At 60.2% G+C, this 25,700-nt stretch carries 26 protein-coding genes, 1 tRNA gene and 1 pseudogene; 13 read left to right on the top strand and 15 right to left on the bottom strand.

Going from position 1 to position 25,700, the window contains the following annotated elements; genetic code table 11:
- Window positions 1–35 precede the first annotated feature (35 nt).
- From F2P67_RS00585 to F2P67_RS00555, 7 genes are all read right to left on the bottom strand, one after another.
- Window positions 36–254, bottom strand: coding sequence for a hypothetical protein (locus F2P67_RS00585; protein WP_166215977.1), 219 nt, complete (start codon window positions 252–254; stop codon window positions 36–38).
- A gap of 122 nt (window positions 255–376) precedes the next feature.
- The gene (locus F2P67_RS00580) at window positions 377–2,056 is read right to left on the bottom strand and encodes an MFS transporter (protein ID WP_166215974.1); all 1,680 of its coding nucleotides are present in this window, start codon (window positions 2,054–2,056) and stop codon (window positions 377–379) included.
- Between the two features lie 189 nt (window positions 2,057–2,245).
- Window positions 2,246–3,013 carry a phosphonate ABC transporter, permease protein PhnE gene (gene phnE, locus F2P67_RS00575; protein ID WP_166215971.1) on the bottom strand — a complete coding sequence of 256 codons (768 nt, stop codon included), beginning with the start codon at window positions 3,011–3,013 and terminating at the stop codon, window positions 2,246–2,248.
- Window positions 3,010–3,837 carry a PhnE/PtxC family ABC transporter permease gene (locus F2P67_RS00570; RefSeq protein WP_166215968.1) on the bottom strand — a complete coding sequence of 276 codons (828 nt, stop codon included), beginning with the start codon at window positions 3,835–3,837 and terminating at the stop codon, window positions 3,010–3,012. Before F2P67_RS00570 ends, phnE begins: the two co-directional genes overlap by 4 nt.
- Window positions 3,831–4,628: a phosphonate ABC transporter ATP-binding protein gene (locus F2P67_RS00565; protein ID WP_166215965.1), complete on the bottom strand. Its 798-nt coding sequence runs from the start codon at window positions 4,626–4,628 to the stop codon at window positions 3,831–3,833. Before F2P67_RS00565 ends, F2P67_RS00570 begins: the two co-directional genes overlap by 7 nt.
- Window positions 4,625–5,488 carry a putative selenate ABC transporter substrate-binding protein gene (locus F2P67_RS00560; protein WP_166215962.1) on the bottom strand — a complete coding sequence of 288 codons (864 nt, stop codon included), beginning with the start codon at window positions 5,486–5,488 and terminating at the stop codon, window positions 4,625–4,627. Before F2P67_RS00560 ends, F2P67_RS00565 begins: the two co-directional genes overlap by 4 nt.
- Before the next feature lie 214 nt (window positions 5,489–5,702).
- Entirely contained in the window at window positions 5,703–6,104 is a 402-nt protein-coding gene (locus tag F2P67_RS00555) for a RidA family protein (RefSeq protein ID WP_166215959.1), read from the bottom strand.
- A gap of 113 nt (window positions 6,105–6,217) precedes the next feature.
- Between F2P67_RS00555 and F2P67_RS00550 the strand changes: the two genes are divergently transcribed.
- Complete coding sequence (locus F2P67_RS00550) at window positions 6,218–7,159, top strand: LysR substrate-binding domain-containing protein (RefSeq protein WP_166215956.1); 942 nt, start codon at window positions 6,218–6,220, stop codon at window positions 7,157–7,159.
- Here the strand turns inward: F2P67_RS00550 and F2P67_RS00545 are convergent.
- Window positions 7,122–7,982 (bottom strand): LysR substrate-binding domain-containing protein, encoded by an 861-nt coding sequence (locus tag F2P67_RS00545; protein ID WP_166215953.1) that lies wholly within the window; start codon window positions 7,980–7,982, stop codon window positions 7,122–7,124. The two genes, F2P67_RS00550 and F2P67_RS00545, sit on opposite strands and share 38 nt — an antisense overlap.
- Window positions 7,983–8,093: 111 nt before the next feature.
- On the opposite strand from F2P67_RS00545, the gene F2P67_RS00540 reads away from it, so the two are divergent.
- The 8 genes and pseudogenes from F2P67_RS00540 to F2P67_RS00505 form a co-directional block, all read left to right on the top strand.
- The gene (locus tag F2P67_RS00540; RefSeq protein ID WP_166215950.1) at window positions 8,094–9,146 is read left to right on the top strand and encodes an agmatine deiminase family protein; all 1,053 of its coding nucleotides are present in this window, start codon (window positions 8,094–8,096) and stop codon (window positions 9,144–9,146) included.
- A gap of 3 nt (window positions 9,147–9,149) precedes the next feature.
- Entirely contained in the window at window positions 9,150–10,058 is a 909-nt protein-coding gene (aguB, locus tag F2P67_RS00535) for an N-carbamoylputrescine amidase (protein ID WP_166215947.1), read from the top strand.
- A gap of 1 nt (window position 10,059) precedes the next feature.
- A complete protein-coding gene (locus tag F2P67_RS00530; RefSeq protein ID WP_166215944.1) occupies window positions 10,060–11,163 on the top strand; it encodes an extracellular solute-binding protein in 1,104 nt (367 codons plus the stop codon).
- A gap of 52 nt (window positions 11,164–11,215) precedes the next feature.
- Entirely contained in the window at window positions 11,216–12,334 is a 1,119-nt protein-coding gene (locus F2P67_RS00525) for an agmatine deiminase family protein (RefSeq protein WP_166215941.1), read from the top strand.
- A 50-nt stretch (window positions 12,335–12,384) separates the two neighbouring features.
- On the top strand, window positions 12,385–13,407 hold the full coding sequence (locus F2P67_RS00520) for a GlxA family transcriptional regulator (RefSeq protein WP_166215938.1): 1,023 nt from the start codon (window positions 12,385–12,387) through the stop codon (window positions 13,405–13,407).
- A 150-nt stretch (window positions 13,408–13,557) separates the two neighbouring features.
- Window positions 13,558–14,721, top strand: a complete 1,164-nt coding sequence (locus tag F2P67_RS00515; RefSeq protein ID WP_166215935.1) for a hypothetical protein — start codon at window positions 13,558–13,560, stop codon at window positions 14,719–14,721.
- A gap of 486 nt (window positions 14,722–15,207) precedes the next feature.
- The gene (locus tag F2P67_RS00510) at window positions 15,208–15,573 is read left to right on the top strand and encodes a DUF6124 family protein (RefSeq protein ID WP_166215932.1); all 366 of its coding nucleotides are present in this window, start codon (window positions 15,208–15,210) and stop codon (window positions 15,571–15,573) included.
- A 43-nt stretch (window positions 15,574–15,616) separates the two neighbouring features.
- Window positions 15,617–15,898: pseudogene (locus F2P67_RS00505) on the top strand (DUF6124 family protein); the annotation flags it as partial.
- Between the two features lie 218 nt (window positions 15,899–16,116).
- Here the strand turns inward: F2P67_RS00505 and F2P67_RS00500 are convergent.
- The gene (locus F2P67_RS00500) at window positions 16,117–17,145 is read right to left on the bottom strand and encodes an alpha/beta fold hydrolase (protein WP_166215927.1); all 1,029 of its coding nucleotides are present in this window, start codon (window positions 17,143–17,145) and stop codon (window positions 16,117–16,119) included.
- Window positions 17,146–17,462: 317 nt separating this feature from the next.
- Here F2P67_RS00500 and F2P67_RS00495 point away from each other — a divergent pair.
- Window positions 17,463–17,537, top strand: a tRNA-Gln gene (locus F2P67_RS00495).
- A 116-nt stretch (window positions 17,538–17,653) separates the two neighbouring features.
- Here F2P67_RS00495 and F2P67_RS00490 read toward each other — a convergent pair.
- From F2P67_RS00490 to gstA, 3 genes are all read right to left on the bottom strand, one after another.
- Window positions 17,654–19,642 (bottom strand): peptidase U32 family protein, encoded by a 1,989-nt coding sequence (locus tag F2P67_RS00490; RefSeq protein WP_166215924.1) that lies wholly within the window; start codon window positions 19,640–19,642, stop codon window positions 17,654–17,656.
- A gap of 216 nt (window positions 19,643–19,858) precedes the next feature.
- A complete protein-coding gene (locus F2P67_RS00485; RefSeq protein ID WP_166215921.1) occupies window positions 19,859–20,239 on the bottom strand; it encodes a RidA family protein in 381 nt (126 codons plus the stop codon).
- A 139-nt stretch (window positions 20,240–20,378) separates the two neighbouring features.
- Entirely contained in the window at window positions 20,379–20,990 is a 612-nt protein-coding gene (gene gstA / locus F2P67_RS00480) for a glutathione transferase GstA (RefSeq protein ID WP_166215918.1), read from the bottom strand.
- A gap of 111 nt (window positions 20,991–21,101) precedes the next feature.
- Between gstA and F2P67_RS00475 the strand changes: the two genes are divergently transcribed.
- Both F2P67_RS00475 and F2P67_RS00470 read left to right on the top strand, forming a co-directional pair.
- Window positions 21,102–21,986 carry a transcriptional regulator GcvA gene (locus tag F2P67_RS00475; RefSeq protein ID WP_178120897.1) on the top strand — a complete coding sequence of 295 codons (885 nt, stop codon included), beginning with the start codon at window positions 21,102–21,104 and terminating at the stop codon, window positions 21,984–21,986.
- Between the two features lie 164 nt (window positions 21,987–22,150).
- Window positions 22,151–22,564: a cupin domain-containing protein gene (locus F2P67_RS00470; protein ID WP_166215912.1), complete on the top strand. Its 414-nt coding sequence runs from the start codon at window positions 22,151–22,153 to the stop codon at window positions 22,562–22,564.
- Between the two features lie 6 nt (window positions 22,565–22,570).
- Here F2P67_RS00470 and F2P67_RS00465 read toward each other — a convergent pair whose 3' ends face one another.
- Window positions 22,571–22,780: a hypothetical protein gene (locus F2P67_RS00465; protein ID WP_166215909.1), complete on the bottom strand. Its 210-nt coding sequence runs from the start codon at window positions 22,778–22,780 to the stop codon at window positions 22,571–22,573.
- Between the two features lie 222 nt (window positions 22,781–23,002).
- On the opposite strand from F2P67_RS00465, the gene F2P67_RS00460 reads away from it, so the two are divergent.
- A complete protein-coding gene (locus tag F2P67_RS00460; RefSeq protein ID WP_246226445.1) occupies window positions 23,003–23,263 on the top strand; it encodes a hypothetical protein in 261 nt (86 codons plus the stop codon).
- A 43-nt stretch (window positions 23,264–23,306) separates the two neighbouring features.
- Here the strand turns inward: F2P67_RS00460 and F2P67_RS00455 are convergent, their stop codons facing one another.
- Both F2P67_RS00455 and F2P67_RS00450 read right to left on the bottom strand, forming a co-directional pair.
- Window positions 23,307–24,329: an XdhC family protein gene (locus F2P67_RS00455; protein ID WP_166215907.1), complete on the bottom strand. Its 1,023-nt coding sequence runs from the start codon at window positions 24,327–24,329 to the stop codon at window positions 23,307–23,309.
- 11 nt (window positions 24,330–24,340) lie between these two features.
- A complete protein-coding gene (locus tag F2P67_RS00450; RefSeq protein ID WP_166215904.1) occupies window positions 24,341–25,693 on the bottom strand; it encodes a c-type cytochrome in 1,353 nt (450 codons plus the stop codon).
- Between the last annotated feature and the right edge of the window lie 7 nt (window positions 25,694–25,700).

Here is a 25,700-nt window from a genome sequence, read left to right as displayed (position 1 = left end):
GCGCCGACGAGTGAAGCACTATCCGTGCTTAGCGCTCAGTTGCCATCCGCCACTTTGCGTTCGATTTCATCTGTTTTGCGCTTGAGCTCTTCGGCGTCCTGTTCTTTGACGCGAGTGGAAGAGGGCGTGATGGCTTCATTCACGCCCTTACTGTCGGCGTTTGCGTCCTCAAGATCGCGCTCGACCACATCAACCGGCTTGCCTGATGTGTCGGTGACCGGGGCGCTCGGGGCTTTGTCGATTTCACTGTTCATGGTGCAGACCTCCAGGGTTGTACACGTTGGAGGAGGTCATGCGGCGGGAGTTCGAGATTTCTTCCGGTCAGTCATGAGCCTTGCAGAAGCCGCCAGCAACGGCTTCTGCAGGGACTGCACAGTCAGTCTTTAAGAATGTCGCGATCCTTGGTTTCCGGCAGGAAGAACGTGCCGAGTATCGCGGTCATCACCGCGATGACAATCGGATACCACAAGCCGTAGTAAATATCCCCGGTGGCCGCGACCATGGCGAATGCCACGGTGGGCAAGAAGCCGCCGAACCAACCGTTGCCGATGTGGTAGGGCAGTGACATCGAGGTGTAACGGATGCGCGTCGGGAACAGCTCCACCAGCCATGCGGCAATCGGGCCGTACACCATGGTCACGTAGATCACCAGAATGGTCAGCAGGAGCAGCATCATCGGGTAATTGGTTTTCGCCGGGTCAGCCTTTTCCGGGTAACCGGCGTCCTTGAGCGCGGTGCCGAGGGTGGCGGTGAAGGCATCGTTGCGGGTTTTGAAGTCGGCGGCCGGTAAGTTGCTACCTTCAAAACTCTCGACGACTTTATCGCCGATGCGCACCTGCGCGACGGTGCCCGGTTCGGCTTTGACGTTCTCATACGGGATCGCCCGTTTCGCCAGAACGGTCTTGGCCAGATCGCAGGAACTGGTGAATTTGGCTTTGCCCACCGGGTCGAACTGGAACGAGCACTGGTCGGGGTTGGCGATCACCGTGACCGGGTTTTTCTCCTGCGCAATGAACACGTCCGGATTTCCGTACTGGGTCAGCGCATGGAAGATCGGGAAATAGGTCAGCGCCGCCAGAATGCAGCCGGCCATGATGATGCCTTTGCGGCCGATGCGATCGGAGAGGCTGCCGAAAATCACGAAGAACGGCGTGCCGATCAGCAGCGATCCGGCGATCAGCAGGTTGGCGGTCTGCGCTTCGATCTTCAGGGTTTGCAGCAGGAAAAACAGCGCGTAGAACTGCCCGGTGTACCAGACGACGGCTTGCCCTGCGGTGCCGCCGAGCAGCGCCATAATGACGATTTTGAGATTGTCCCAGCGGGCAAAGGATTCGGTCAGCGGCGCCTTCGACGCCTTGCCTTCGGCCTTCATTTTCTGGAACACCGGCGACTCGCTGAGCTGCAAGCGGATGTACACCGAGACGATCAGCAGCAGAATCGAGAGCAGGAAGGGAATCCGCCAGCCCCAGGCTTCAAACGCTTCAGTGCCCAGCGCGGTGCGGCAGGCGAGAATCACCAGCAAGGACAGAAACAGCCCGAGCGTCGCGGTGGTTTGAATCCACGAAGTGAAAAAGCCGCGTTTGCCGTGTGGCGCATGTTCCGCCACGTAGGTGGCCGCGCCACCGTACTCGCCGCCCAGTGCCAGACCCTGCAGCAGTCGCAGGGTGATCAGGATGATCGGCGCGGCAACACCAATGGTCGCGTAGTTGGGCAGCAACCCCACCACTGCGGTGGACACACCCATGATCACGATGGTGATCAGAAACGTGTGTTTACGCCCGATCATGTCGCCAAGCCTGCCAAACACAATCGCGCCGAATGGGCGCACGGCAAAACCGGCGGCGAAGGCGAGCAGGGCAAAGATGAACGCCGTGGTTTCGTTGACGCCGGCGAAGAAGTGCTTGGCGATGATCGCCGCGAGCGAACCGTAGAGGTAAAAGTCGTACCACTCGAACACCGTGCCCAGGGACGAGGCGAAGATGACCTTGCGCTCCTCCTTGGTGATGCCGCCGCTGCGGGGTGGAACGCCTGTCGAGGTTGTGTCGATCGTGGCCATGGATGCTCTCCGTCGTGCTTATTGTTGTAGGCCGGAGTCTCCCTTTACCGCTTACCGCACTCAGGCCTTGTGGCGTATGCCGGAACCGCTGTCGGGTGAAGCTTGCACAGATTGACGGCCTCGCATTTGCGCGAGGTTTCTAGAAGCATAATCAGGATCTGCCGGATATCCACTCGCCAGCCGCCGCGCCTACGCCTTGACCCAACGCTGCCGGCTCCACGCGCTCAACCAGTCGACCACAAACACCAGCCCCAGCATCGCCAGAATCACCGTGCTGGCCTGTGCTTCCTGAAACAGGCTGAGGCTCACGTAGAGCATCTGCCCCAGGCCTCCGGCTCCGACGAAACCCAGCACGCTGGCCATGCGGATGTTGTTTTCCCAGCGATACAAAATGTAGGCGAGCAGTTGCGGGGCGAGGTTGGGCAGGGTGCCGTAGCAGAAGGCGAGGATCGGGTTGCCTCCCTGCAAGCGGATGGCTTCGGCGGGTTGCGGCGGGGTGTTTTCCAGGGCTTCGGCGAACAGGCGGCCCAGTACGCCGGTGGTATGCAGGGCGAGGGCAAGGGTGCCGGCGTTCGGGCCGAGGCCGGCAGCGAGTACCATCAGCGCCGCCCAGACCAGTTCCGGAATCGCCCGCAGACCATTGAGCAACAGGCGCGAAGCGCTTTGCAGCGGCCAGCCGAAGCGTCCGGCAGCAGGCAGGGCGAGGACAATGCCGAACACTGCCGCGAGTAAAGTGCCGAGGGCCGACATGGCCAGGGTTTCCAGCGAACCGTGGAAAATCGCTCGCAGATAATCTGCGCTCAAGTTCGGGCTGAGAAAGCGCTGCACGTACGCGCCCATCTGCTTCAGGCTGTTGACGCTGCTCAGCTCGCCAAGATCAAGGCCCAGATAAGCGAACGACGTGATGACCGCCAAAACGATGCCGGTCAGCAGCAACAGATTGATCAGGCGATTCATGCCAGCCTCCAGCGCAGCAGTCGGCTGAGTTGGTCGGCGGCCAGCACCAGCACCAGAAACGTCAGCAACATGCTCGCGACTTCACCTGCGGCGAACATGCGAATCGATAGGTCGATCTGCTGACCGAGTCCACCGGCGCCGACAAAACCCATGACCACCGAGGCCCTGATCGCGCACTCCCAGCGATAGACCGTGTACGACACCAGTTCCGTGGCGACATTGGGCAGAGTGCCGTAGGCAAACGCCGCGAGCCGACCGCTGCCGGCCTGCAACAAGGCGTGCGCCGGACGTTGATCGGTCGACTCGAAAATCTCTGCGTAGACTTTGCCGAGCATGCCGCTGTAGGTGATCGCAATCGCCAGCACGCCCGCCGCCGGGCCGAGGCCGACCGCGCGTACGAACAGCAGCGCCCAGACGATTTCCGGCACGCTGCGCAGAAAGATCAGCAAACCACGAACCGGCCAGCGCAGCAGGCGCCCGAGTCTGCTGGGCACGCCCCCGCGTGAGGCGGCCGACAGCGATAACGCACGGCTGGCGAGCAATCCGGCCGGCACCGCCAGCAACAGCGCCAGTGCCATGCCGGCCGTGGCGATGGCGAGGGTTTGCAGCGTGGCTTTGAGCAGCAGTTGCAGAAACGCTTCGTCGTGTGCCGGTGGCCAGAACTGCCCGACAAACCGGCCCATTTCATTCTGGCTGTCGGCGCGCAGCAGCACGCCCAGGTCCAGTTCGCTGAGCTGAATCCCCGGCCACAGCAGGGCAATCGCGAGCAGGGTCAGGAGCAGGCGCGGCAGGGCGGCGGGATCGCGTGAATCGGCCCTCAGCATCGTGGAATCTGCACAATCAGCGGCGTGTTTGGCGGCGGTGGAGATTGCAGTTGCTCGTTGGCGTAAAGCGTATCGAGCATGTCGCGACTGACGTCGCTGGAAGGGCAATCGAACAAAATCTGCCCGTCGCGCAATCCAATGATGCGCGGGAAGTGCGCCAGTGCCAGTTCGACCGCGTGCAGACTCGCCACCAGCGTGACGTTGTGTTCACGCGCATGTCGCGAAAGGATCGACAATGTGTGCCCGGCCAATACCGGGTCCATCGCCGACACCGGCTCATCGGCCAACAGAATCTCCGGCGCCTGGTACAAGACACGGGCGATGCCGACCCGTTGCAATTGACCGCCGGACAATTGCTGGCAATGCGCGAACAGTTTGTCGCCCAGGTCCAGTCGTGCCAACGCTGCGCGGGCGCCCGTGACGTCCACTGGATGCAACAGGTTCAGCAGACTTTTGCCCAGACTCCATTGCCCGAGCTTGCCGGCCAGTACGGCCGTCACCACGCGCTGGCGCGGCGGCAGCGGTGGCGCCTGATGCACCAGACCGATCCGCGCGCGCAGACGCTGGCGCTGGCGCGCGGACAAATGCCAGGCGCGCTCGCCAAGCACGTCAATATCGCCGCTGCTCGGTTGTACAGCGGTCGCCAACAAGTTGAGCAAGCTCGATTTACCGGCCCCGGAAGGGCCGATGATTGCAACCTGTTCGCCAGCGCCAATCTGCAAGTCGACGCCACGCAGGGCATCGACTCCATTGGCGTGGCGCAGGCTGCCTTGAGTGAGGCTCAGGGTCATTTCAACAGTTCGGCAGCGCGGGCGGCTTCCTCGATGCCCTTGTAGTTTTCAGGTTTGGTTTCGATGAAACGGCTGGCGGCTTGCAGATCGAGAATCTTCTTCTGTTCCGGGTTGGCTGGATCGAGGTCGAGGAAGGCTTTTTTGATCTTCGCGGCCAGCGCCGGGTCGAGGGTGCCGCGCACGGTCCAGTTGTAATCGAAGTAGGTCGGGGTGGTGGCGAAGACTTTGACCTTGTTGGTGTCGACCTTGCCCGCGTCGACCAGTTTCTGCCAGACGCTGGCGTTCAACACACCGGCATCGACCTTGCCGGCCTGTACCCAGGCCACCGTGGCGTCGTGGGCGCCAGAGTAGGCGACGCGGCTGAAATAGGCTTCGGGTTTGATGTTGTCGTTCTTCAGCATGAAGTAACGCGGCATCAGACTGCCGGACGTGGACGACACGGAACCGAAGGCAAAGGTCTTGCCCTTCAGGTCAGCGAGGCTCTTCACATTCGGGTCGGCGGTGATGAATTTGCTGGTGAACTGCGCATCCTGCTCGCGCTGCACCAGTGGAATCACCGGAGTGGTGGCGTCTGTCTTCAAGCGCGCCTGAACAAAGGTAAAGCCGCCCAGCCAGGCCATGTCGAGGCGATCAGTTGCCAGGGCTTCAACCACCGCCGGGTAATCAGCCACCGGCACGAACTGCACCTTCATGCCCAATTGCTGCTCCAGATATGCCCCCAGCGGTTCGAACTTGCGCAGCAGTTCGGTCGGGGCTTCATCGGGAATGGCGCTGACTTTCAACACGTCGGCGGCGTGGCTGACCAGCGCGGACAAGGACAGGGCCAGACCGGCCGACAGGGCGAGGGTTCGCTTGAACATGGAAATCTCCGTTTCATGAACGTCATAAGTCGTTGGGCCATCGCGGTATTACCGCAATGGCGCGCAAAGTCAGGGTAGACGAAACGGCGAGGTTATACGCATTCGAACGGGGAAAGACCAATGTTAATCGGCCGGGAGATGCTACGACGGGCTTCGAGACAGACGTGCCGGGCAATCTGCGACGATTCCGACACGCTGTGTATGGGGCTGAATGTCAGGCCGCTTCGGGCAGTCTGGCGATCACCTTGATCTCGAAGTCGAAACCATACAGCCAGGTCACGCCAACCGCTGTCACCGTCGGATGCGGTGCATCGCCCCAGAACTCCGAGAGCACCACGTTCCAGATCGTCTCGAATTTGTGTTGCGGGTCGACAATGAACACGGTGACGTCGATCACGTCGTCGAAGGTGCAAGCGGCCTCGTGGAGGATTGCGTTAAGGTTGTTGAAGGCTTGGCGCACCTGGTTTTGCAGATCCGGTTCGGGGGTGCCGTCCTCGGTGCTGCCGACTTGTCCCGAGACAAACAGGAAGCCATTGGAACGCACGGCCGGCGAGTAACGATGACGTTCGTAAAGCGTGCGTCGAGCTGGTGGGAAAACAACGTCGCGCTGAGTCATGGGTGTCTCCATCTGTGAGTTGATGGCGCCACTTTAGGTATTTGCAGTCGGACGATAAACGCGCAAGCTTGGCGTTCACTGTTTGTGAAACCCGAACAATCAGAGGGCGCGACGTGGACCGTTTTGATGCAATGCAGGCCTTTGCCCGGGTGGTCGAGGCGGGGAGTTTCACCAAGGCAGCGCAAACCCTGCACATGAGCAAGACCACGGTGACGCAACTGGTTCAGCAACTGGAAGCGCGGCTGCGGGTCAAGCTGCTTAATCGCACCACGCGCAAGGTCAACGTCACCGCCGACGGCGCGGTGTTTTATGAACGGGTGATCAAGCTGCTGGCCGACATCGATGATGCCGAAACCAGCCTGCCCGGTGCGGCGGTGCTGCCTAAAGGGCGCTTGCGCGTCGATGTGCCGAGCCCGTTGGCACGTCTTATTCTGATGCCGGTGCTGCCGGATTTTCATGCGCGCTATCCAGACATTCAAATCGACATGGGCGTCAGCGACCGGATCGTCGACATCATCGACGAGAACGTCGACTGCGTGGTGCGCGGCGGCGAACTGCTGGATCAATCGCTGATGGCCCGCCGCGTCGCCGATCTCAAGCTCGGCGTGTTTGCCGCGCCGCAATACCTGGCGCGCGCCGGCACGCCGACGCATCCCCGGGAGCTGGAAGACTCGCATCATCGGGTGGTCGGGTTTCTCTGGGCGCGCACCGGCAAACCGCTGCCGTACGCCCTGCACAATGCCAGTGAGCGGCTGCAGATCCGCGGCCAACACGTGTTGGCGGTGGACGACGGCAACGCTTATCTGGCGGCGGGTCTGGCCGGGATGGGCGTGTTGTGGCTGCCGACCTACATGTCGAAAGCCCACGAGGCCAGCGGTGAACTGCTGCCGTTGTTTGAAGACTGGCAGCTGGATCCGATGCCGCTGTACGTGGCCTACCCACCGAACCGGCATGTCAGCCTCAAGCTGCGCGTGTTCATCGACTGGATTGTCGAGGTCATGGCGCAACATGCGTCGGTCATGGCTCGGCCAGATTCTGCAACAGCCACTCGCTGAAGCTGCGTGCCATCGGGTCGTGTTCACTGTCGCGGTGTGTCAGCAGCGCCCAGTTCGGCCCGCGAATCGTGTGCTCGACCAAGGGTTGCAGCACGCCGTCGGCCCGCGCCTGACGGCTGAGTAACTGGCTGACCAGCGCGATGCCCAGGCCCGAACACGCGGCGTCGAGCAACAAGCCCGGATCGGAAAAATTCAGGCCTTGATCCTGTTGGCCGACATCAATCCCGGCCTCGACGGCCCAATGGCTCCAGTCCATTTCGCGCTCGCCATGCAACGTGGTGCGTTGCGTGGCGGGCAGTGCCAACACGCTGGGGTGACACGCCGGGTAGAGGCGATCGGCGTGCAGCACTTTGAAACTGCATTCGGCCTGCGAGCTGATGTCGTCGCGCACCGCCAGATCGATGGTCTGGCTGGCCATGTCCGGCACTTCATCGGTGCTGTAGATCCACAGATCGACCTGCGGATGCTCGCGGCGAAACGCCCCCAGACGCGGCAACAACCAATGACGGGCAAACGCCGGCGTGGTGTTGAGCACCAATTGATTGGGCTTCTGATACTGCCCGAGACGACGAATGCCGACGGCCAATTGCTGCAGCATTGCTTGCGTGGTGCTGAGCAAATCGTGCCCGGCGTCGGTGAGTGCCACGCTGCGCCCGCTGCGGAAAAACAGCGGCTGTTCCAGATACGCCTCAAGGCTGCGGATCTGCTGACTGATCGCCGACTGCGTGAGGTTCAACTCTTGCGCGGCCTTGTGAAAACTGCCCAGCCGGGCGGCCGCTTCAAAGCCGCGCAAGGAGCTGAGCGGGGGCCAGTGTTTTAGCATATCGATAAGCTCCTCTAATCAGTTGTGCGCTAAATCCATCGTTTGTTTGCCTGTTTGCTTGTCCGTAGCATGGTCGTCGTGAACACAACAGCTTAACTGACGAGGCTTATCATGCAGCACAACGACAATAAAAACAGCGCTTGGATGATGCCGGCGGAATGGGTGACGCACGCAGCGACGTGGATGGTCTGGCCACACAACAAGGCACTTTGGGAATCCGGTTGGCGCGTGACCCTGCCGTTGGTGCAGGAAGATTTCGCTCGGGTGGCCAACGCCATCGCCCGTTTCGAACCGGTAAAAATGGTCGTCGATCCCTCGGCCATCGCCAGCGCCAAAGCCTTGTGCGGGCCGAACATCCAGCTGATCCCATTGGCGGTCAACGACAGTTGGTGCCGCGACTCCGGGCCAAGCTTCGTCTGCCATCCGCAGCAAGGTCTGGCCGGGGTGAGCTGGCGCTTCAACGCGTGGGGCGGCAAGTCGGCCCATGACCTGGACGAAAGCCTCGCGCGTCGTGCGCTCAATCATCTCGGTCTGGAATGCTTCGGCACGCCGCTGAGCAACGAGGGCGGGGCGATTCACGTTGACGGCGAAGGCACGCTGATCACCACTGAATCGGTGTTGCTCAACCCCAATCGCAACCCGGGCATGAGCAAGGCCGAGATGGAAGAAATCTTCAGCCGTCTGCTCGGTGTGAAGAAAACCATCTGGTTGCCGGGCGATCCGGATTACGTCACCGGTGACATGACCGACGGCCACGTCGATGGCGTCTGCGCCTTCGCCCGTCCTGGCGTGTTGCTGGTCGATGCGACCCACGATCAATCGTCGGTATACGCTGAAGTCGTCAAGGAAAACCGTCGCGCACTGCAGCTGGCAACCGATGCCAACGGCCGCCAGTTCGAGCTGATTGAGCTGTTTGAAGCCACCGACGCCGTGGACACCGAAGCCGAAGTGTTCTGCGCTTCGTACACCAATTTCTACATCGCCAACGGCGCGATCATCATGCCGGCTTACGGGATCGAGGCCGACAACGTTGCTGCCAAAGTGCTGGAACAGGCCTTCCCGGGACGCGAAGTGGTGCCGGTGCGCATCAACCATCTGGCCCATGGCGGCGGCGGTGTGCACTGCATCACCCAGCAGCAGCCAGCCTGGCCGGTGGAGGGTTGAAACATGACGATGCTGACCGTCGCCGCTACGCAGATGCCGTGCACCTGGGATTTGCCGGGCAACCTTGACCGCGCCGAACAACTGGTGCGCGAGGCCGCTGCCAAAGGTGCGCAAGTGATCCTGTTGCAGGAGCTGTTTGCCACGCCGTATTTCTGCATCGAGCAGAACCACCAGCATCTTGCGCTGGCGCAGGAGTATCGCGACAGCCACGTGCTTGATCGCTTTGCCGCGCTGGCCCGGGAGTTGGGTGTGGTGTTGCCGCTGAGCTGGTTCGAGAAGGCCGGTAACGCCTACTTCAACTCGCTGACCGTGGCCGATGCCGACGGACGCTTGCTGGGCGTGTATCGCAAGACGCACATTCCCAACGCCATCGGTTATCAGGAGAAGGAATATTTCAGCCCCGGCGACACCGGTTTCAAAGTCTGGGACACCGCGTTCGGCCGTCTCGGCGTGGGCATCTGCTGGGATCAGTGGTTCCCCGAGACCGCGCGGTGTCTGGCGCTGATGGGCGCCGAGGTGCTGCTGTTTCCTACGGCAATCGGCTCTGAGCCGGGCTGCGCAACGCTGGATTCCCGCGACCATTGGCAGATGACCATGCGCGGTCATGCGGCGGCGAATCTGCTGCCGGTGGTGGCGTGCAACCGGGTCGGGCGCGAAACCGCGAGCACCGATCCGATGCTGCAAATGGGTTTCTACGGCTCTTCGTTTATCAGCGATCACAAGGGCAAATTGCTCGCCGAAGCCGATCGCGACAGCACCGGCGTGCTGGTGCACAGCCTCGACCTGGCGGCCATGCGCGAAGACCGTTTGACCTGGGGCATTTACCGCGACCGCCGTCCAGACATGTACGGCGCATTGCTCACCCAGGATGGCCGTCACCTCCATGCACGCTGGAATACTCAAGGGGTTTGACATGACCACGAACCACAAGCGGTTACTCGGCGCGATGGGCCTGGCGCTGACTTGCTTCATGCCTGCGCTGCATGCCGAGGACAAGACGCTGCGGCTGTACAACTGGGCGGATTATTTTGCCGAAGACACCCTGAGCCGCTTTACCGCAGAAACCGGGATCAAGGTGATTTACGACGTCATGGACGGCAGCGAAACCCTCGAAGCCAAGATGCTTTCCGGTGGCAGCGGTTACGATCTGATCTTCCCCGGCGACACCGTGGCCGAACGCCTGATGCGCGCCGGCAGCCTGCTGCCGCTGGATCAGTCGAAGCTGACCGAACTGAACGACATCGAGCCCGGTTTGCAGAAGTTGCGCAGCCATTACGAGCACTCCAGCAAAGCCACGGTGCCTTACACCTGGGGCACCATCGGCCTGACCTACAACGCCGAACAGATCAAGCAGCGCATGGCCGATGCGCCGGTGAACAGCCTGGACATGTTGTTCAAACCGGAGCTGGCGGCGAAGTTCGCCGACTGCGGCATCTCGATGATCGACTCGCCGGACGAAGTGCTGGCAGTGGTGCTCAATTACCTCGGGCGTGATCCGCGCAGCGCGAAACCCGCGGATCTGGCGGCGGCCAGTGAAGTGCTGATGAAAATGCGTCCTTACGTGCGCAAGTTCCAGTCGCAACCGGTGACCGATCTGGTCAACGGCAACCTGTGCCTGTCGCTCGGTTACAGCGGCGACATGACCCAGGCGCAGCGCACCTCCGACAGCGCCGGCAAACAGACGAAATTCCAGTACCGGATTCCCCGCGAGGGCACCACGGTGTGGATGGACACCATGGCCATTCCGGTGGACGCCAAACACCCGGAGTACGCCTATGCGTTCATCAACTTCGTCATGCGCCCGCAGAACATGGCTGCGATCAGTAACTTCACCGGTTACCCGACTTCCAATGCCAAGGCACGGCCGAACGTCGATGCAGCGATGCGCGACAACCCGGACATCTACCTCGACGAAGCGACCTATGCTCGATTAATCCCCGGCAAGGATATTCCCCAGGCCGACATGCGCGCGCGCATGCGCACCTGGACCAAATTCAAAACCGCCACTGGCCAATGATCCACGGCCGGCGAGCCATCGCCGGCCTTCACCGTTACTCAGGAAAACCCACATGACGACACGTCGCGAATTCATCAAACAGGCCTCGGTACTCGCCGGTGTCAGCGCCGCGGTCATGGGCCTCGGCCTGCCGGGCAGCGTGCTGGCCGCCGCGCAGGGGCGCTGGTTCATGCCCGACGAGGGCGACAAACACGAGCGCGCCTACATCGCCTTCGGCGCGCAGGATGCGATCTGGGAAGACTTCACCGAAGACGTCCAGGAAGCCCTCGGTCGCATCGCCCGCGCCATCGCCCGTTATGAACCGGTCACGGTGTTCTGCCGCAAGAACGAGCGCAGCCTCGCCGAAGAGTTTTGCGGCACCCGCAACATCACCTACGTGACCGCCGCGCTCGACGATATCTGGATGCGTGACATCGGCGCCAACTTCGTCATCGACGACAAGGGTGGCCTCGGTGCCGTCGACTTCAACTTCAATGGTTGGGGCGACAAGCAGCAACACAGCAAAGACGCACAAATCGCCGCGCTGGTAGCCGATGACGCGCAAGCCACTTACATCCGCACTGAGCTGGTGGGCGAGGGTGGCGGCATCGAAGTCGACGGCCACGGCACCGGAATCATGACCGAGAGCAGCTGGATCAACCGCAATCGCAACCCCGACTGGAGCAAGGCCGACGTCGAGGCAGAACTGAAGGAGCGCCTGGGCCTGCGCAAAATCATCTGGCTGCCGGGCATCAAGGGCAAAGACATCACCGACGCTCACGTCGATTTCTATGCGCGCTTCATCAAGCCGGGTGTGGTGATCGCCAACCTCGACACCGACCCTGAATCCTACGATCACAAGGTCACGCTGGCGCACCTGGAAATCCTCAGGAACGCCACCGACGCCGATGGCCGCAAGCTGCAGATTCATACAATTTCGCCGCCGCTGAAACCGCGTAACACCAAATTCAACAAGAACAACCCGGATTTCGCTGCCGGCTACATCAACTACTTCGTGATCAACGGCGCGATCATCGCCCCGGAATTCGGCGACAAAGCGGCGGACAAAAAGGCCTTTGACCTGCTGGCCAAGCTGTATCCGGATCGAGAAATCGTCCAGCTCAACATCGACGCGATTGCTGCCGGTGGCGGCGGGATTCACTGCGTAACCAGTCACCAGCCACAGGCGTGATTGACTCTGCGGCGGATCGGGCCAACTATCGGCGGATAACAACATGACCGATGGACCTGACCTTGATCGAACGACGCCAATTCAGCGGAGGCATGAAGGGGAAAAACCTCCGCTATTTGAATGAGCAATCGGCTGACACCCGCATGACGCGCACCGGTTTCCTGCTGCTCGAACACTTTTCGCTGCCGGCCTTCACCCAGGCGCTGGACACCATCATCACCGCCAACCTGTTGCGCGCCGAGCTGTTTGCGTCGCGCACGTTCGGCTTGAGCGAAGCCGAGGTGATCAGCGATCTGGGCCTGGTCATTCGCCCGGACGCACGGATTGATCTGGCGGCGCTTCAGGAACTGGATTTGCTGGTGGTGTGCGGTGGTTATCGAACCGAGCTGAAGGCAACGGATGAGCTGATCGGTTTGTTGCGGGCGGCGGCGGAGCGGGGCGTGTCCCTCGCCGGTTTGTGGAACGGCGCGTGGTTCCTCGGCCGCGCCGGATTGCTCGATGGCTACCGCTGCGCGATCCACCCGGAACATCGCCCGGCGCTCACTGAAATCGCCAAGTCCACCCAGGTCAGCAGCGAGCCTTACGTGATCGATCGCGACCGGCTCACCGCGTCGAGCCCGTCCGGGGCTTTTCACATGGCACTGGACTGGATCAAAGGTTTGCACGGCAAGGCGCTGGTCGAGGGTATTGAAGACATTCTGGCGTTCGAGGAGTCGCGTTATCGGCGGATCAAACCGGATGAAAACATCTGCGTCAGTGCGCCGTTGCGTGAAGTTGTGAAGTTGATGGATGCCAATCTGGAGGAACCGCTGGAGCTAGAACAACTGGCGGTTTACGCCGGTCGCTCTCGACGCCAGTTGGAGCGCTTGTTCAAGGAACAACTCGGCACGACGCCGCAACGCTATTACCTGGAACTGCGCATCACCGAAGCGCGGCGCTTGCTGCAACACACTGAGTTGTCGCAAGTGGAAGTGCTGGTGGCTTGCGGGTTTGTTTCGCCGAGCCATTTCAGCAAGTGCTACAGCTCGTATTTCGGTTATCGGCCGTCGAAGGAAAAACGGCTGGTCAAATAGCGCTAGTGTCGTGTTGGGAGCCCTTATCGGAGAGCCAGCAGACGCAGTCGGTGGCATACATCCTAAAAGTGATGTCACAATGCCTTGATTGTGCGGATCGCCCGGTCCGCGCAATACGTCAACCATGAGCAATCTAGAACAGGAGTTCAGATGAGTACTTTCGATAGCAATCACAAACTGATAATTGCTGCCTTCCTGGCCTTGAAGAACAAAGCCATTATCTTGGAAAAGCACACGCTGCGCGGCAATTACCAGATCAACAAGAACCGCCTGCCGTTTTTTATGGTGCATAACTACTACTCGCACCTCAGGGATGTTTGCGACCTGCCGATCGTTTTCATGATGAATGAAGAATTGTCCAACACCGCTGCGAGACACTTATGCTCTGAGTTGTTGGTTGAGATGCTTGAAGAGCGACATTTGACCCCTCGTGTACAGGTCGATGGAAAGGGGGCCAATCTGGAACATGACGATTTCAATGCGTCGTTGTCGGATATCAGAGCGCTTTTCTCCGGTCGTATCAATGGAATGGTGGGGAGCCTGATGCTGGACTTCACCGTTTCGGCGTATTCCTGCTTCGAACACTGGATTACGAAGCTCTACGACGGCTACGCTGAAAGGTTGGAAGCGGATTACGAAAAAAGCCGGAAGGATAAGTTCATCGGGTTGCTCAAGCGACATAGCGAATCGAACTCAGACGAGGATAGGTCGAAGTACCTGAACGAAATTCTGGAGGTGCGCGGCCCTCACCGATCTATCCCGGACAAGATTAACGCACTTTACAAAATGGTCGACCAGCAAAAATACGGGCGGGACATCAAACACGACAAGAACATCATTCAGTTCTTGGGTGCCTGCCGGAATACGGTGCATAACGCAGGCTATCATCGAAAGGCTCCGCTCCAGATCACCTGTAACGGAATCACCTATTCCCTGGAAACTGACAAGCCTTGGATTAGTGCTAGCTATCCTCAATCGATCGCGTTGCTGGGTGAGTTGGCGGATATCTATAGCCACCTCATCAGATCTCTGGATGATTGGCCGTTGGAAGCGGGTTGTGAGGAAATCACTCGACAGCCAGATATGAAGCTCTTCGAAAACGCTGTCGAGCTTGCCTATAAGTCTGATGAGCAAACAGCGCTCGAGTATTTCCTCGTCGAGGAACTTGAGGTTGGCGAAGTGCAGGCGGCTAACATTGCGAAAAGTCTGGCAAGGATCAAGGCCGATACTTCCCGGGATCCCGACGAGTTTTGCATCTTTGAGATCCTTTCAGGCGACCTGCTGAAACCCGTCGAGCCTCAACCTGTGCCCTGATCCTCGCCGCTCATGAGCGCACCGCGCCGCAGCTCTTTCAGGGGCTTGGAAAACATCTCTGATTAGGCTGCTGCGCAGCCCTTTGCGAGTAATTCCGCACCTCGGCCACAGTGTTTAAACATCGTTACGCACACCCGTTTAACTTACACGCACTGTTACGCCATAACGGCTACAAAACCTTGCGCCGTTGCCTACGCGTACGCCAGAATCCGCCGGCTTACGCGGCTTGAGGCGGGCTGTATCGTTTCCTTGTCACTGCAAAAAAACAGTGGTCGGGTTTGGTAGCCCGCTTCATTTACAGTTATTGCGTCGCCATGTGCAGCCTCGTTTTTTAAGGCTGAGATTTATATGGTGGCCATGCGTGGGGCTCCCTCGGGAGCGCCGGGTTTACTGTTTTGACCGGTCTACCAACCCACAAATGGCCGCCACCCTTCGTTTGGTAGCGAGAGTGATGGCTCCTTTTATCTTTTAAAACAGGTGTCATTTATGTTCAAAATTACGCCCAACCCACCAGAATCCGACCCAATCCCCTACGACGCCGCGCTCGAACCTCAGAACATCAAAGAGGCCACAGAACGCGCCATCAACTTCTATCTCAATCCTTCAGCACTAAAGACCTCAATCCCCACCCGCAAGACCGGCAGGATCTACCTCGTCGCCCCCACGGTGGATGACGAAACGCTGCTCGTCGAGGCGACTGAAACGTTGTCCTCTGCCAGTGACATGGCGCGTGAACTCGCAGATTCGATAGACATTTCGCAGCGCCGAAAGATGCTGATCCTGCAACAGGTGATCATGCTCAGTGAGTTGGTCGTGGGTCGAGTCCTGGACAACCAGCGCTTGCCGCATTAGTCGCGGTGCAGATGGGTGAGGGGGCGTGCCTCCTCATTGCACGGAAGCATCCGCGAGTGCGCTTGACCATTACCTGTTGCCTGCCGCGATCATGGCCACACCCTACACGCCCAACGCTCTGTTCATGGCCAACCCGCATGCAGACACCGAGTCGTTGCTGACCAATGCTTGCGGATCCTTGGCGTCTGCCTCGGTCATGCTCGGCAATTTTGCCGGGGTGCTAGAAGGATCACACCGCCATACGCTGCTGGGCATTGCGCAAGTGGTCATGTTGGGAGAGTTGGCGGTGAACAAGGCGTTGGATCTTGTTGTGCCAACCGAGTAATCACGCACGTTAGTCAGGCTTGTGGGTGTCTGGTCAAGCGTCATCGCGAGCAGGCTCACTCCTACATTTGGAATGCGGTCTCCTGTAGGAGTGAGCCTGCTCGCGATGACGCCAGTTCAGACAAAGAATCTGCAAAACTCTTACACCGCATCTGACCATCCCTTGAGCCTCAACCCCACCATCAAACAGCCAGCGTTTGCTGCTGAGTGCTTTTTTGTTTACAGATGATCGGCGTCGATCACAGCCTTGGCAAACGCCTGCGGATCTTCCTGCGGCAAGTTGTGACCAATCCCGCCGTTGATCAAGCGGAACTGATACTTGCCGGTGAAGCGTTTGGCGTAATCCTCGGGCGCCGGGTGCGGTGCGCCGTTGGCGTCGCCTTCAAGGGTGATGGTCGGCACGCTGATCGACGGCGCGGTGGCCAGTTTCTGTTCCAGTGCGGCGTATTTCGCTTCGCCCTGCACCAGGCCCAGACGCCAGCGGTAGTTGAACACGGTGATGTCGACGTGATCCGGGTTCTCCAGGGCTTTGGCGGAGCGGTCGAACGTGGCGTCGTCGAATTTCCACTGCGGTGAAGCCAGTTGCCAGATCAGCTTGGCGAAGTCGTGAGTGTTCTTCTCGTAACCGGCGCGACCACGGTCGGTGGCGAAGTAGAACTGATACCACCACTGCAATTCAGCCTTGGGCGGCAGCGGATTCTTGCCAGCGGCCTGGTTGCCGATCAGGTAACCGCTGACCGAGACCAGCGCCTTGACCCGTTCCGGCCACAGCGCCGAGACGATGTCCGCCGAACGTGCGCCCCAGTCATACCCGCCGAGCACCGCTTGCTTGATCTGCAGCGCGTCCATGAAATCGATGACGTCACTGGCCAGCGCCGCCGGTTGGCCGTTGCGCAGGGTGTCTTTGGAGAGGAACTGCGTATCGCCATAACCCCGCGCATACGGCATCAGCACGCGATAACCCTTGGCTGCCAGCAACGGCGCGACCTCGTCGTAGCTGTGAATGTCGTAGGGCCAGCCGTGCAGCAGAATCACCACCGGGCCATCGGCCGGGCCGGTTTCGGCGTAGGCCACGTCGAGCACACCAGCCTTGACATGTTTCAACGGGCCGAAGGGCGAGGGCGCCGAATAGCTGACCGCAGCAGGTTCAGTGGTTTGTGCCTGAGCCGTGCCAAAAGCGCCGAACAACGACAGCGCCAGCATCGAAAGTCCGAAAGCGGTTTTGCGGGTGTGCAGTGCCATCTTCATGGTGACGTCTCCTGTGCGAGCCTTTGGCCAAGGGTTCCGAATGAATCCTTCAAACCTTGAGGGCATTTGAACGCGGGGACGTATCTGGTCTGTGTCGGAGAGGGGCGTAGTTGAATGGCGATGTATCGCGGCGGCGTTCGTACACAGTGTGATACACAGCGCCAAACGGGCAGATCATGGCCGGAATCCAGCCAAAATAATAAGTCGCTGTTTTAAAACAAAAAATATTTCACTTCGTGCTTCACAAAGTAAAAAAACCTTGGTAAATTGCGCCCCGTTCTCACAGCAAACCTCAACGAGGCGCTGGAAAGAGCAGTAGGGGCGTCGCCAAGCGGTAAGGCAGCAGGTTTTGATCCTGCCATGCGTTGGTTCGAATCCAGCCGCCCCTGCCATATTCGAAAAAAACGCCAACTTCGCAAGAAGTTGGCGTTTTTTTATGCCTGCGATTTGTCGCGCCGCGAAGCGGGGCAGGCGGGTACGGCGCCGGAGCGCCGTACCCGCCAACCACTCAGTGCGGTGCGCGCGGGATGGTTTTCATCAGGTCTTCGGGGCTGATGTGGCCGACCACGCTACCCGGTTGCGGCAGGTTGAGGATGTGGCCTTTCATCTTGCCGATGATGTGCATCTCGCACGGCTTGCAATCGAACTTCAGCGTCAGCACTTCATCGCCGTGAATCAACTGCATCGGCGCGACTTTGGTGCGCACACCGGTCACGCCTTTGGCCTGTTTCGGGCACAGATTGAAGGAGAAACGCAGGCAGTGCTTGGTGATCATCACCGGCACTTCGCCTGGCTCTTCGTGCGCTTCGTACGCGGCGTCGATCAGCTTCACGCCGTGACGGTGGTAGAAGTCGCGGGCCTTCTGGTTGTACACGTTGGCCAGGAACGTCAGGTGCGAATCCGGGTACACCGGCGGCGGGCTGGTTTCGGCTTTGCGGCTGCCACGCGGATGCGCGGCGACACGGGCAGCGGTCAGCGCTTCGATCACTTCACGGCGCAGGGATTTGAGCTGCGAGTTCGGGATGAAGAACGCCTGTGGCGCATCGAGTTTGATGTCGGTGGCGTGGTACTGCGTGGTGCCGAGCTGACCGAGCAGATCGCGCAACTGTTCCAGCGCTTGCTCAGGTTTGTTGGCCACGCCGAACGGCCCGTTCAGGGTGACGCTGGCGCTGATGCCTTCTTCGCTGGTGGCGGTGATTTCCAGCTGATCTTCGCGTAAGCGAGCCGTCCAGCTCAGGGCCACACGACGCTCGGAAGAGGTCTTTTGCAGCGCCTGTTGCCAGTTGTGGTCGAGGTTGCGATTGAGCGGGTGGTTCGGGCGCAGCTTGAACAGGCCTTCAGGCATTTCGTTCGGCTCGACGCGGTAGCGGTAGCGCTTCTCGCCGTCTTCTTCGAACTCACCTTTGGCTTCGGCGATGTTGGCGCGGAAACCGACCACTTCGCGCTTGACCAGCACGTTCAGGCCATCGCCGTTGGACAGCGCTTCGTGAGTCACGACCTGCATGTCACGCTTGCCGACTTTCTCGACGGTGCCTACCGGCAGGCCGGTAAAGGTTGGCGAGTCGAACGCGCCGATGTCGATCTTGCGATCAGTGACGAAGTAGTCGGTGCTGCCCCGGTGGAAAGTCTTTTCCGGGTCCGGCAGGAAGAAGTGCGCGGTGCGGCCGCTGGAGGCGCGGGCCAGGTCCGGACGGTCTTCGAGCACGTCGTCGAGGCGCTGGCGGTAATAGGCCGTGATGTTTTTCACGTAGCCCATGTCCTTGTAGCGACCTTCGATCTTGAACGAACGCACACCGGCCTCGACCAGTGCGCGGATGTTGGCGCTCTGGTTGTTGTCTTTCATCGACAGCAGGTGTTTTTCGTAGGCGATTACGCCACCCTTTTCATCTTTAAGGGTGTACGGCAAGCGGCAGGCCTGCGAGCAGTCGCCACGGTTGGCGCTGCGCCCGGTCTGCGCGTGGGAAATGTTGCACTGCCCGGAGAACGCCACGCACAACGCGCCATGAATGAAGAATTCGATGGCGGCGTCGGTTTCGTCGGCGATGGCGCGAATTTCTTGCAGGTTCAGCTCACGAGCTAAAACCAACTGCGAGAAACCGGCCTGATCGAGGAACTTCGCTCGCTCAAGGGTGCGGATGTCGGTCTGGGTCGAGGCGTGCAGCTCGATGGGCGGAATGTCCAGCTCCATCACGCCCAGATCCTGGACGATCAGCGCATCGACGCCAGCGTCGTACAACTGATGGATCAGCTTGCGCGCCGGCTCCAGTTCGTTGTCGTGGAGGATGGTGTTGATGGTGGTGAAGATTCGCGCGTGATACTTGCGGGCGAACTCCACCAGATCGGCGATTTCGCTCACTTCGTTGCAGGCGTTGTGGCGGGCGCCGAAGCTCGGGCCGCCGATGTAGACGGCGTCGGCGCCGTGCAGGATCGCCTCACGGGCGATGGCCACATCGCGGGCAGGGCTGAGCAATTCCAGATGATGCTTGGGCAAGGACATAGTTTTTTTAGTCAGGCTGTCACGGTTAGGCGCGCATTCTACCCCCGAAACGCGCGCCCGGCACGCCTGTGCTGCCCGAAGGTTGCTCCATGCAGAGCGATACCGAACCTGTGGTAGCGGGCTTGCTCGCGAAGGGGGCGGTACATTCAACATTGTTGTTGTCTGACCACCGTCTTCGGGAGCAAGCGCCCTTCCACAGGGATTTACCCCGTCGAATCAGGCTTTGGCGGCCATCGCGGTCACTTCGACGCGCATGCCTTCAACGGCCAGAGAAGCAACGCCGACCGCTGCACGCACAGGCCACGGCTTGGCGAAGTAGCGTTTGTAGACTTCGTTGAATGCGGCGCGATCGGCCATGTCGGTCAGGTAGATGGTCAGGTGCATGACGCGATCCATCGAACTGCCGGCGCGCTCCAGTGCGACTTTGAGGGCTTGCAGCGTGCATTCGCTCTGCAGGGTGATGTCGCCCAGTTCCAGGCTGCCATCGGCGCGGGTCGGGATTTGCGTGGAAACCATGATCCCGCCAAATGTGGTGACGTCGGAAGAAATGGAGTCCGCATCCAGGTCGGGCGTGAAGATGATGTCTTGATTGGCCATGGTGATCCTTCGATTGAGCGAGTAAAGATCGCGCCAGTTTACAGATTCGACCGGGACATGGCCCGTTTGGCCAAACGGTTCCATTTGACGCCGAGCGCACGGGTAAATGATCGCCCGACAAAGATGACCTGACGATTACTCACACCGGTTGCGTCGCCGCTTCTGCCGCGAGGGCAGAAAGTACGCTGGTGCGGGTGGCGACGCGGTGCTGATAGGCGGCCAGTGCTGGCCAGTCGTTCAGCTCGATGTTGAACGTCGGCAGCCACGTCAGCACGGTAAACAGGTAGGCATCGGCCACACCGAACGTTCCCATCAAATAGTCCTGATCCGCGAGCGTGTGGTTCAGGTAGTCCAGGCGATTGAACAGTTTTTCCCTGAAAATCGCTTTGATCGTTGGCGGAATTTGCGTATTGAACAGCGGTGCGCTGGCGCCATGGATTTCCGAGCTGATGAAATTCAGATGCTCCTGCAAACGTGTGCGTTGCCAGGTGCCATTGGCCGGCGCGAGCGAGTTGCCGGGCACCTGATCGGCGAGGAACTGCAGAATCGCCGGGCCTTCCGTGAGCACTTCACCGTTCTCCAGTACCAGCGCTGCGACGTAACCCTTGGGATTGATCTCGCGAAAATCACGGCCGTCGGCGGTGCGTTTGCTCTGGTTATTCACGCGAACCAGTTCGAACGGCAGGCCCAGTTCCCGCAACACAATGTGCGGGGACAGGGAACAAGTCATCGGCGCGAAATACAGTTTCATTGGTGCTTCCTTAAAGTGAGAAAGCTTGAGAATCCGCCGCCGCGACCGGACTTCGCAAAGGTCATTTCCGGTGATAGCGTATGACAAAATCTCATGAGCAACGATTGCCCTATGGCCAGCAGACTTCCCTCACTCAACGGCTTGAGAGCTTTTGAAGCCGCCGCACGGCACATGAGCTTCACCCAGGCGGCTGAAGAGCTGAACGTCACGCAAACCGCGATCAGTCACCAGATTCGCCGGCTCGAAGAGGAGTTGGGCGTATCCCTGTTTCTGCGGCTCAAGGACGGATTGGCGCTGAGCGAGGATGGCCAGGCGTATTTGCCCGGCATTCGAGCGGCGTTCCTTGAACTGCGTCGTTCGACGGAGCAACTGCTCGAGTCGCGCAGCCACAGCGTCCTGACCATCAGCACGTTGGTGTCAGTGGCGTCCAAGTGGTTATTGCCGCGCCTGCCAGCGTTTCAGCGGGCATTTCCCGATATCGATGTGCGGGTCAGCGCTTCCACCGATCTGGTGGATTTTCGCAAGGGCGGGATCGACGCAGCGATCCGATATGGACGCGGCGACTGGAAGGGTTTGCGTGCCGACTTTTTGATGTCCGACGAGATCTTTCCGGTGTGCAGCCCGGCGCTGCTCGCGGTATCCGGGACCATAAGCACGCCCGCGGATCTGCTCAACCAGACGATGCTGCAAGTCAGCGGCATGACCGCCAGTGACTGGAACACCTGGCTCAGCGCGGCGGGCGAGTCTGCACAATTGGCCCAAGGGCCACGGTTGACCTTCGACCTGGCGATGATGGCTGTGCAGGCGGCGATCGACGGGCAGGGCGTGTGCATCGGGCGTTCGACCTATGTCGACGATGATTTGCGCGCGGGGCGATTGGTGGCGCCGTTCGATCTGCGGCTCAAGGATGACCTGGGGTTCTATCTGGTAACGCCACACGAAACCGCAGACTCAAAGAAAATCGTCGCGTTACGCTCGTGGCTGCTGGCGCTCTGACGCACCCATAAAAACTGTGGTGAGGGCGCGCATTTGTATTGACGTGTATCCATCCCGGCCACTGACACACGGATATACCCAACTCCTCGAAACCGACACATTCCTCATACATGCCGCACTCAACGTAGAGGCCTCCCCACCACTACGTTAGAGAGGGCAACACCATGCGCCGTCCACTATTTCTGGCATCCGCCACTGTATTCGCTTGCATGATCGGCATCGCACACGCCGCCGACACTCAGCCCAAGAGCTGGCAACAAGGCCTGAGCCGCACGGATCTGGTTCGTCAGGATCTCGGCGCCGGTGACCGTGAAGTGATTCAAGCGCGGGTCGATTTCGAACCGGGCGTGACTTCGCCCCGGCACGCACATCCGGGCGTGGAAGTCGCCTACGTGATCAGCGGCACCTTCGAATATCAATTGCAGGGCAGGGCGCCCGTAACGCTCAAGGCCGGGGATTCGCTGTTCATCCCGGCGGGCGTGGCGCATGTCGCGAAAAATATCGGCGAGGACAAAGGCTCGGAGCTGGCGACTTACATCGTCAAGAAGGGCGAGCCATTGTTGATCCTCAAGCCGTAGCCCATCCTAATGCAGGGTGACGACCCTGCGACTCTCGCCAATCCGGATCCTGTCCAGTGCCCGGTTCAAGGCATCCAAGGCATCGAGAAGCGCTTTGGCCTCGGCTTCTCGATCATCCCCCCACAGGCGTTCGGCCATTTTGTTCAACGCCTGAATGGCACGCTCGATATCTGCGGCGCTCGCAGGCTCCTGACTGGCCGGCTGTTTCTTCGGCATTCGAGCCTCCTTTGGTAACGTGTGGCGGATCAGGCAAACCAGCCTTTCACCGGGATTTGTCCAAGTATGTCGCGGTGGGTCTCGCTTATCAAAAGTGTTAACGAGCAAGCTTCTTCGCGAGAACTCCGAACTTGGTAATGCGACGGCGCCCAATAAAACTAGCTAAGCAAGTTAGCTAAATGCTGACGTGCCTTCCTTGCCGAAATGAGCCTTTGAATTCCCATGCCTGAACAAACGCCAGCCTCCGAACAAGTGTCGGTTGAAGACCTGCGCAACCTGCAGATCGCTACCGATCCTGTTGGCCAACAACTGCAACAGATCGCCATCCTCACACGCAAAGCGGCCAGCAATCTGGGCGTGGCGCTGGGCATTAATCAAACTGATGTCGCGGCGCTTGAGCACCTGATCACCGATGATCCTCTGCCGCCGACCGAACTCGCCGCGCGGCTTTCGGTGACGACCGCCGGCATCGATATTTACTGACATTCGCCAGCCGTGCACCGAGCATCGGCAGCCAGACATCGCGCTACGAGGATGAGGCCACAGACTCAATGGAATGTTTAGCTTGGGCGACGCTGAACCTGCGCGGCAAGCTCGCACCATTCTTGGCCGCAAGAATCTCGGCCATCACGCTCACGGCGATTTCCGCAGGTGTCTTACTGCCGATGTAAATGCCAATCGGCCCTCGCAGACGCTGAAGTGATTCATGGGTCTCACCAAAATGCTCAAGCAGCCGTTCGCGGCGCAGTTGGCTGTTGCGCCGCGAGCCGATGGCGCCGATGTAAAACGCCGGGCTGTGGAGTGCTTCGAGCAAGGCCAGATCGTCGAGTTTGGGGTCATGACTCAAGGCGACAATGCAGGTGCGCAGGTCGACCGCGAAGTCGCGGACCACGTCGTCCGGCATGCCGACAATCTGCTCCACGCCATCCACCGTCCAGGTCTCGATGTACTCAGGACGCGGATCGCACACCGCCACCTTGAAACCGTTGAACAACGCCATAGTGGCCAGATACTCGGCCAGCGCACCGGCGCCGATCATCAGCATCCGATAGCCCGGCCCCAAGGTGTTGATCATCTGTGCGCCATCGAAGCTGAACTGTTCCGGCGTCGCGGTCGGTTCAAGCATGACATGACCGCGCTCCAGCGTCAGGTGACGGCGAACCAGTAGCCCGGCGTCCAGTTGCGTCAGCAGGTCATCGAGTGACTGCCACGCCGGGTTGAACTCAAGGATCAGTTCAAGCGTGCCACCGCAGGGCAAGCCGAAGCGATGCGCTTCATCGGCGCTGACGCCATAGCGCACCACTTGCGGCGCGCTGTCGCAAAAAACGCTGCCGCCATGGGCCGTGGTGTAACGATGGATCAGGTCGTCCTCGATGCAGCCGCCGGACACGCTGCCCACCACGCGACCGTCGTCACGCAAGGCCATCATCGACCCCGTCGGGCGGGGCGAAGAACCCCAGGTACGCGCCACCGTGGCGAGCAACACACGCTCGCCGGCGGCGAGCCAGTCCCGCGCCGTGCGCAGGACCAGCAAGTCGATGCTTTCCATCAGGTTCTCCTCTAGCGCATCTGCAGAATGATCGGGCTGCTGCTGGCCGGATCGGTGTGTTCACGCAGTTTGCCCACCGTCTGTGCATCAACAGCACCGCCCTGATTACCCCAGGTGCTACGCATGAAGGTCAGTACTTCGGCGATCTGCTGATCCGACAGCTGCTCACGGAAGGCCGGCATGCGATAGGAATCCGGCACGCCGGCCGCCACCACGCGTTGCGAACCGTTCAGGGTAATGTTGATCGCCGAGGCGCTTTCCTTGGCCAGTGCCGAAGTCGCGCCGGCCAGCGGCGGCATCCATTGCGCTTGACCCTTGCCGTCCAGGCCGTGGCACGACGCACAGCGCGTCACATAGGTATGCGCACCGGGCGAGTCCAGACGTTCCGCTGCCGAAACTGCTTGATACTGCCAAGGCGTACCATCACGTTCGCGATCCCCGGGAAGCGACTTCAGGTAATGCGCAATCGAGGTCAGATCGTCATCGTTCATAAACTGCGTGGAGTTGTTGAACGCCTCGGTCATCGAGCCGTAGACCACCGCATGTTGGTTGCGCCCGGTCTTGAGGAACTGCACGATTTCTTGCTCACTCCAACGGCCCAACCCGGTGTTGTGGTCATCGCGCAGGCTCGGTGCGTACCAGCCATCAAGCAGGGCGCCGGCGAGATATGGCTTGCCGGACTCATCCAGTGCCTTCTCGTTGAAAGCCAGGCTGCGCGGCGTGTGGCAACTGCCGCAATGCCCGGCGCCCTGAACAAGGTAAGCGCCACGGTTCCACCGTTCATCCTGCGACGGTTTGGCTGCGTAGGGCTCGGCGTCGACAAACACACCGTTCCACAGTGCAATCGGCCAGCGCAGGTTCAGCGGGAACGGAATCGCACTGGGGATGTTCGCCTGTTTGACTGGCGCCACGCCTTTCATGAAGAACGCATACAGCGCTCGTACGTCGTCATCACTGAGCTTGGCGTAGGACGGGTAGGGCATCGCCGGGTATAAACGGCGACTGTCGGGCGCCACACCGTGACGCACCGCCCGGTCGAAGTCCGCCAGGCTGTAGTGGCCGATGCCGGTTTCCGTGTCCGGGGTGATATTGGTCGCATGGATCGCGCCCAGCGGCGTGGCCATTTCCAGGCCACCGGCGAACGGTGCTCCGCCCGGCACGCTGTGACAGGCCACGCAATCACTCAACCTGGCGACGTATTCGCCCCGAGCGACCAATGCCGGGTCGATGTCGGCCACGGCGATCTGATGGTTTTCCAGGCGCGAGACGGGCTCGCGGGTGACATACCAGGCCAGCAGGCCTGCCGCGACCAGACACGGCACGGCCAGCCAGCCAGCGGTTCTTGCGAATCGGCTGTTATTCATGAACGCT

The organism is Pseudomonas atagonensis, assembly GCF_011369485.1.
GTDB classification, from domain to species: Bacteria; Pseudomonadota; Gammaproteobacteria; order Pseudomonadales; family Pseudomonadaceae; genus Aquipseudomonas; species Aquipseudomonas atagonensis.
Note: the sequence above shows the minus strand (reverse complement) of the source record. Positions and strands in the feature narration are given on the sequence as shown.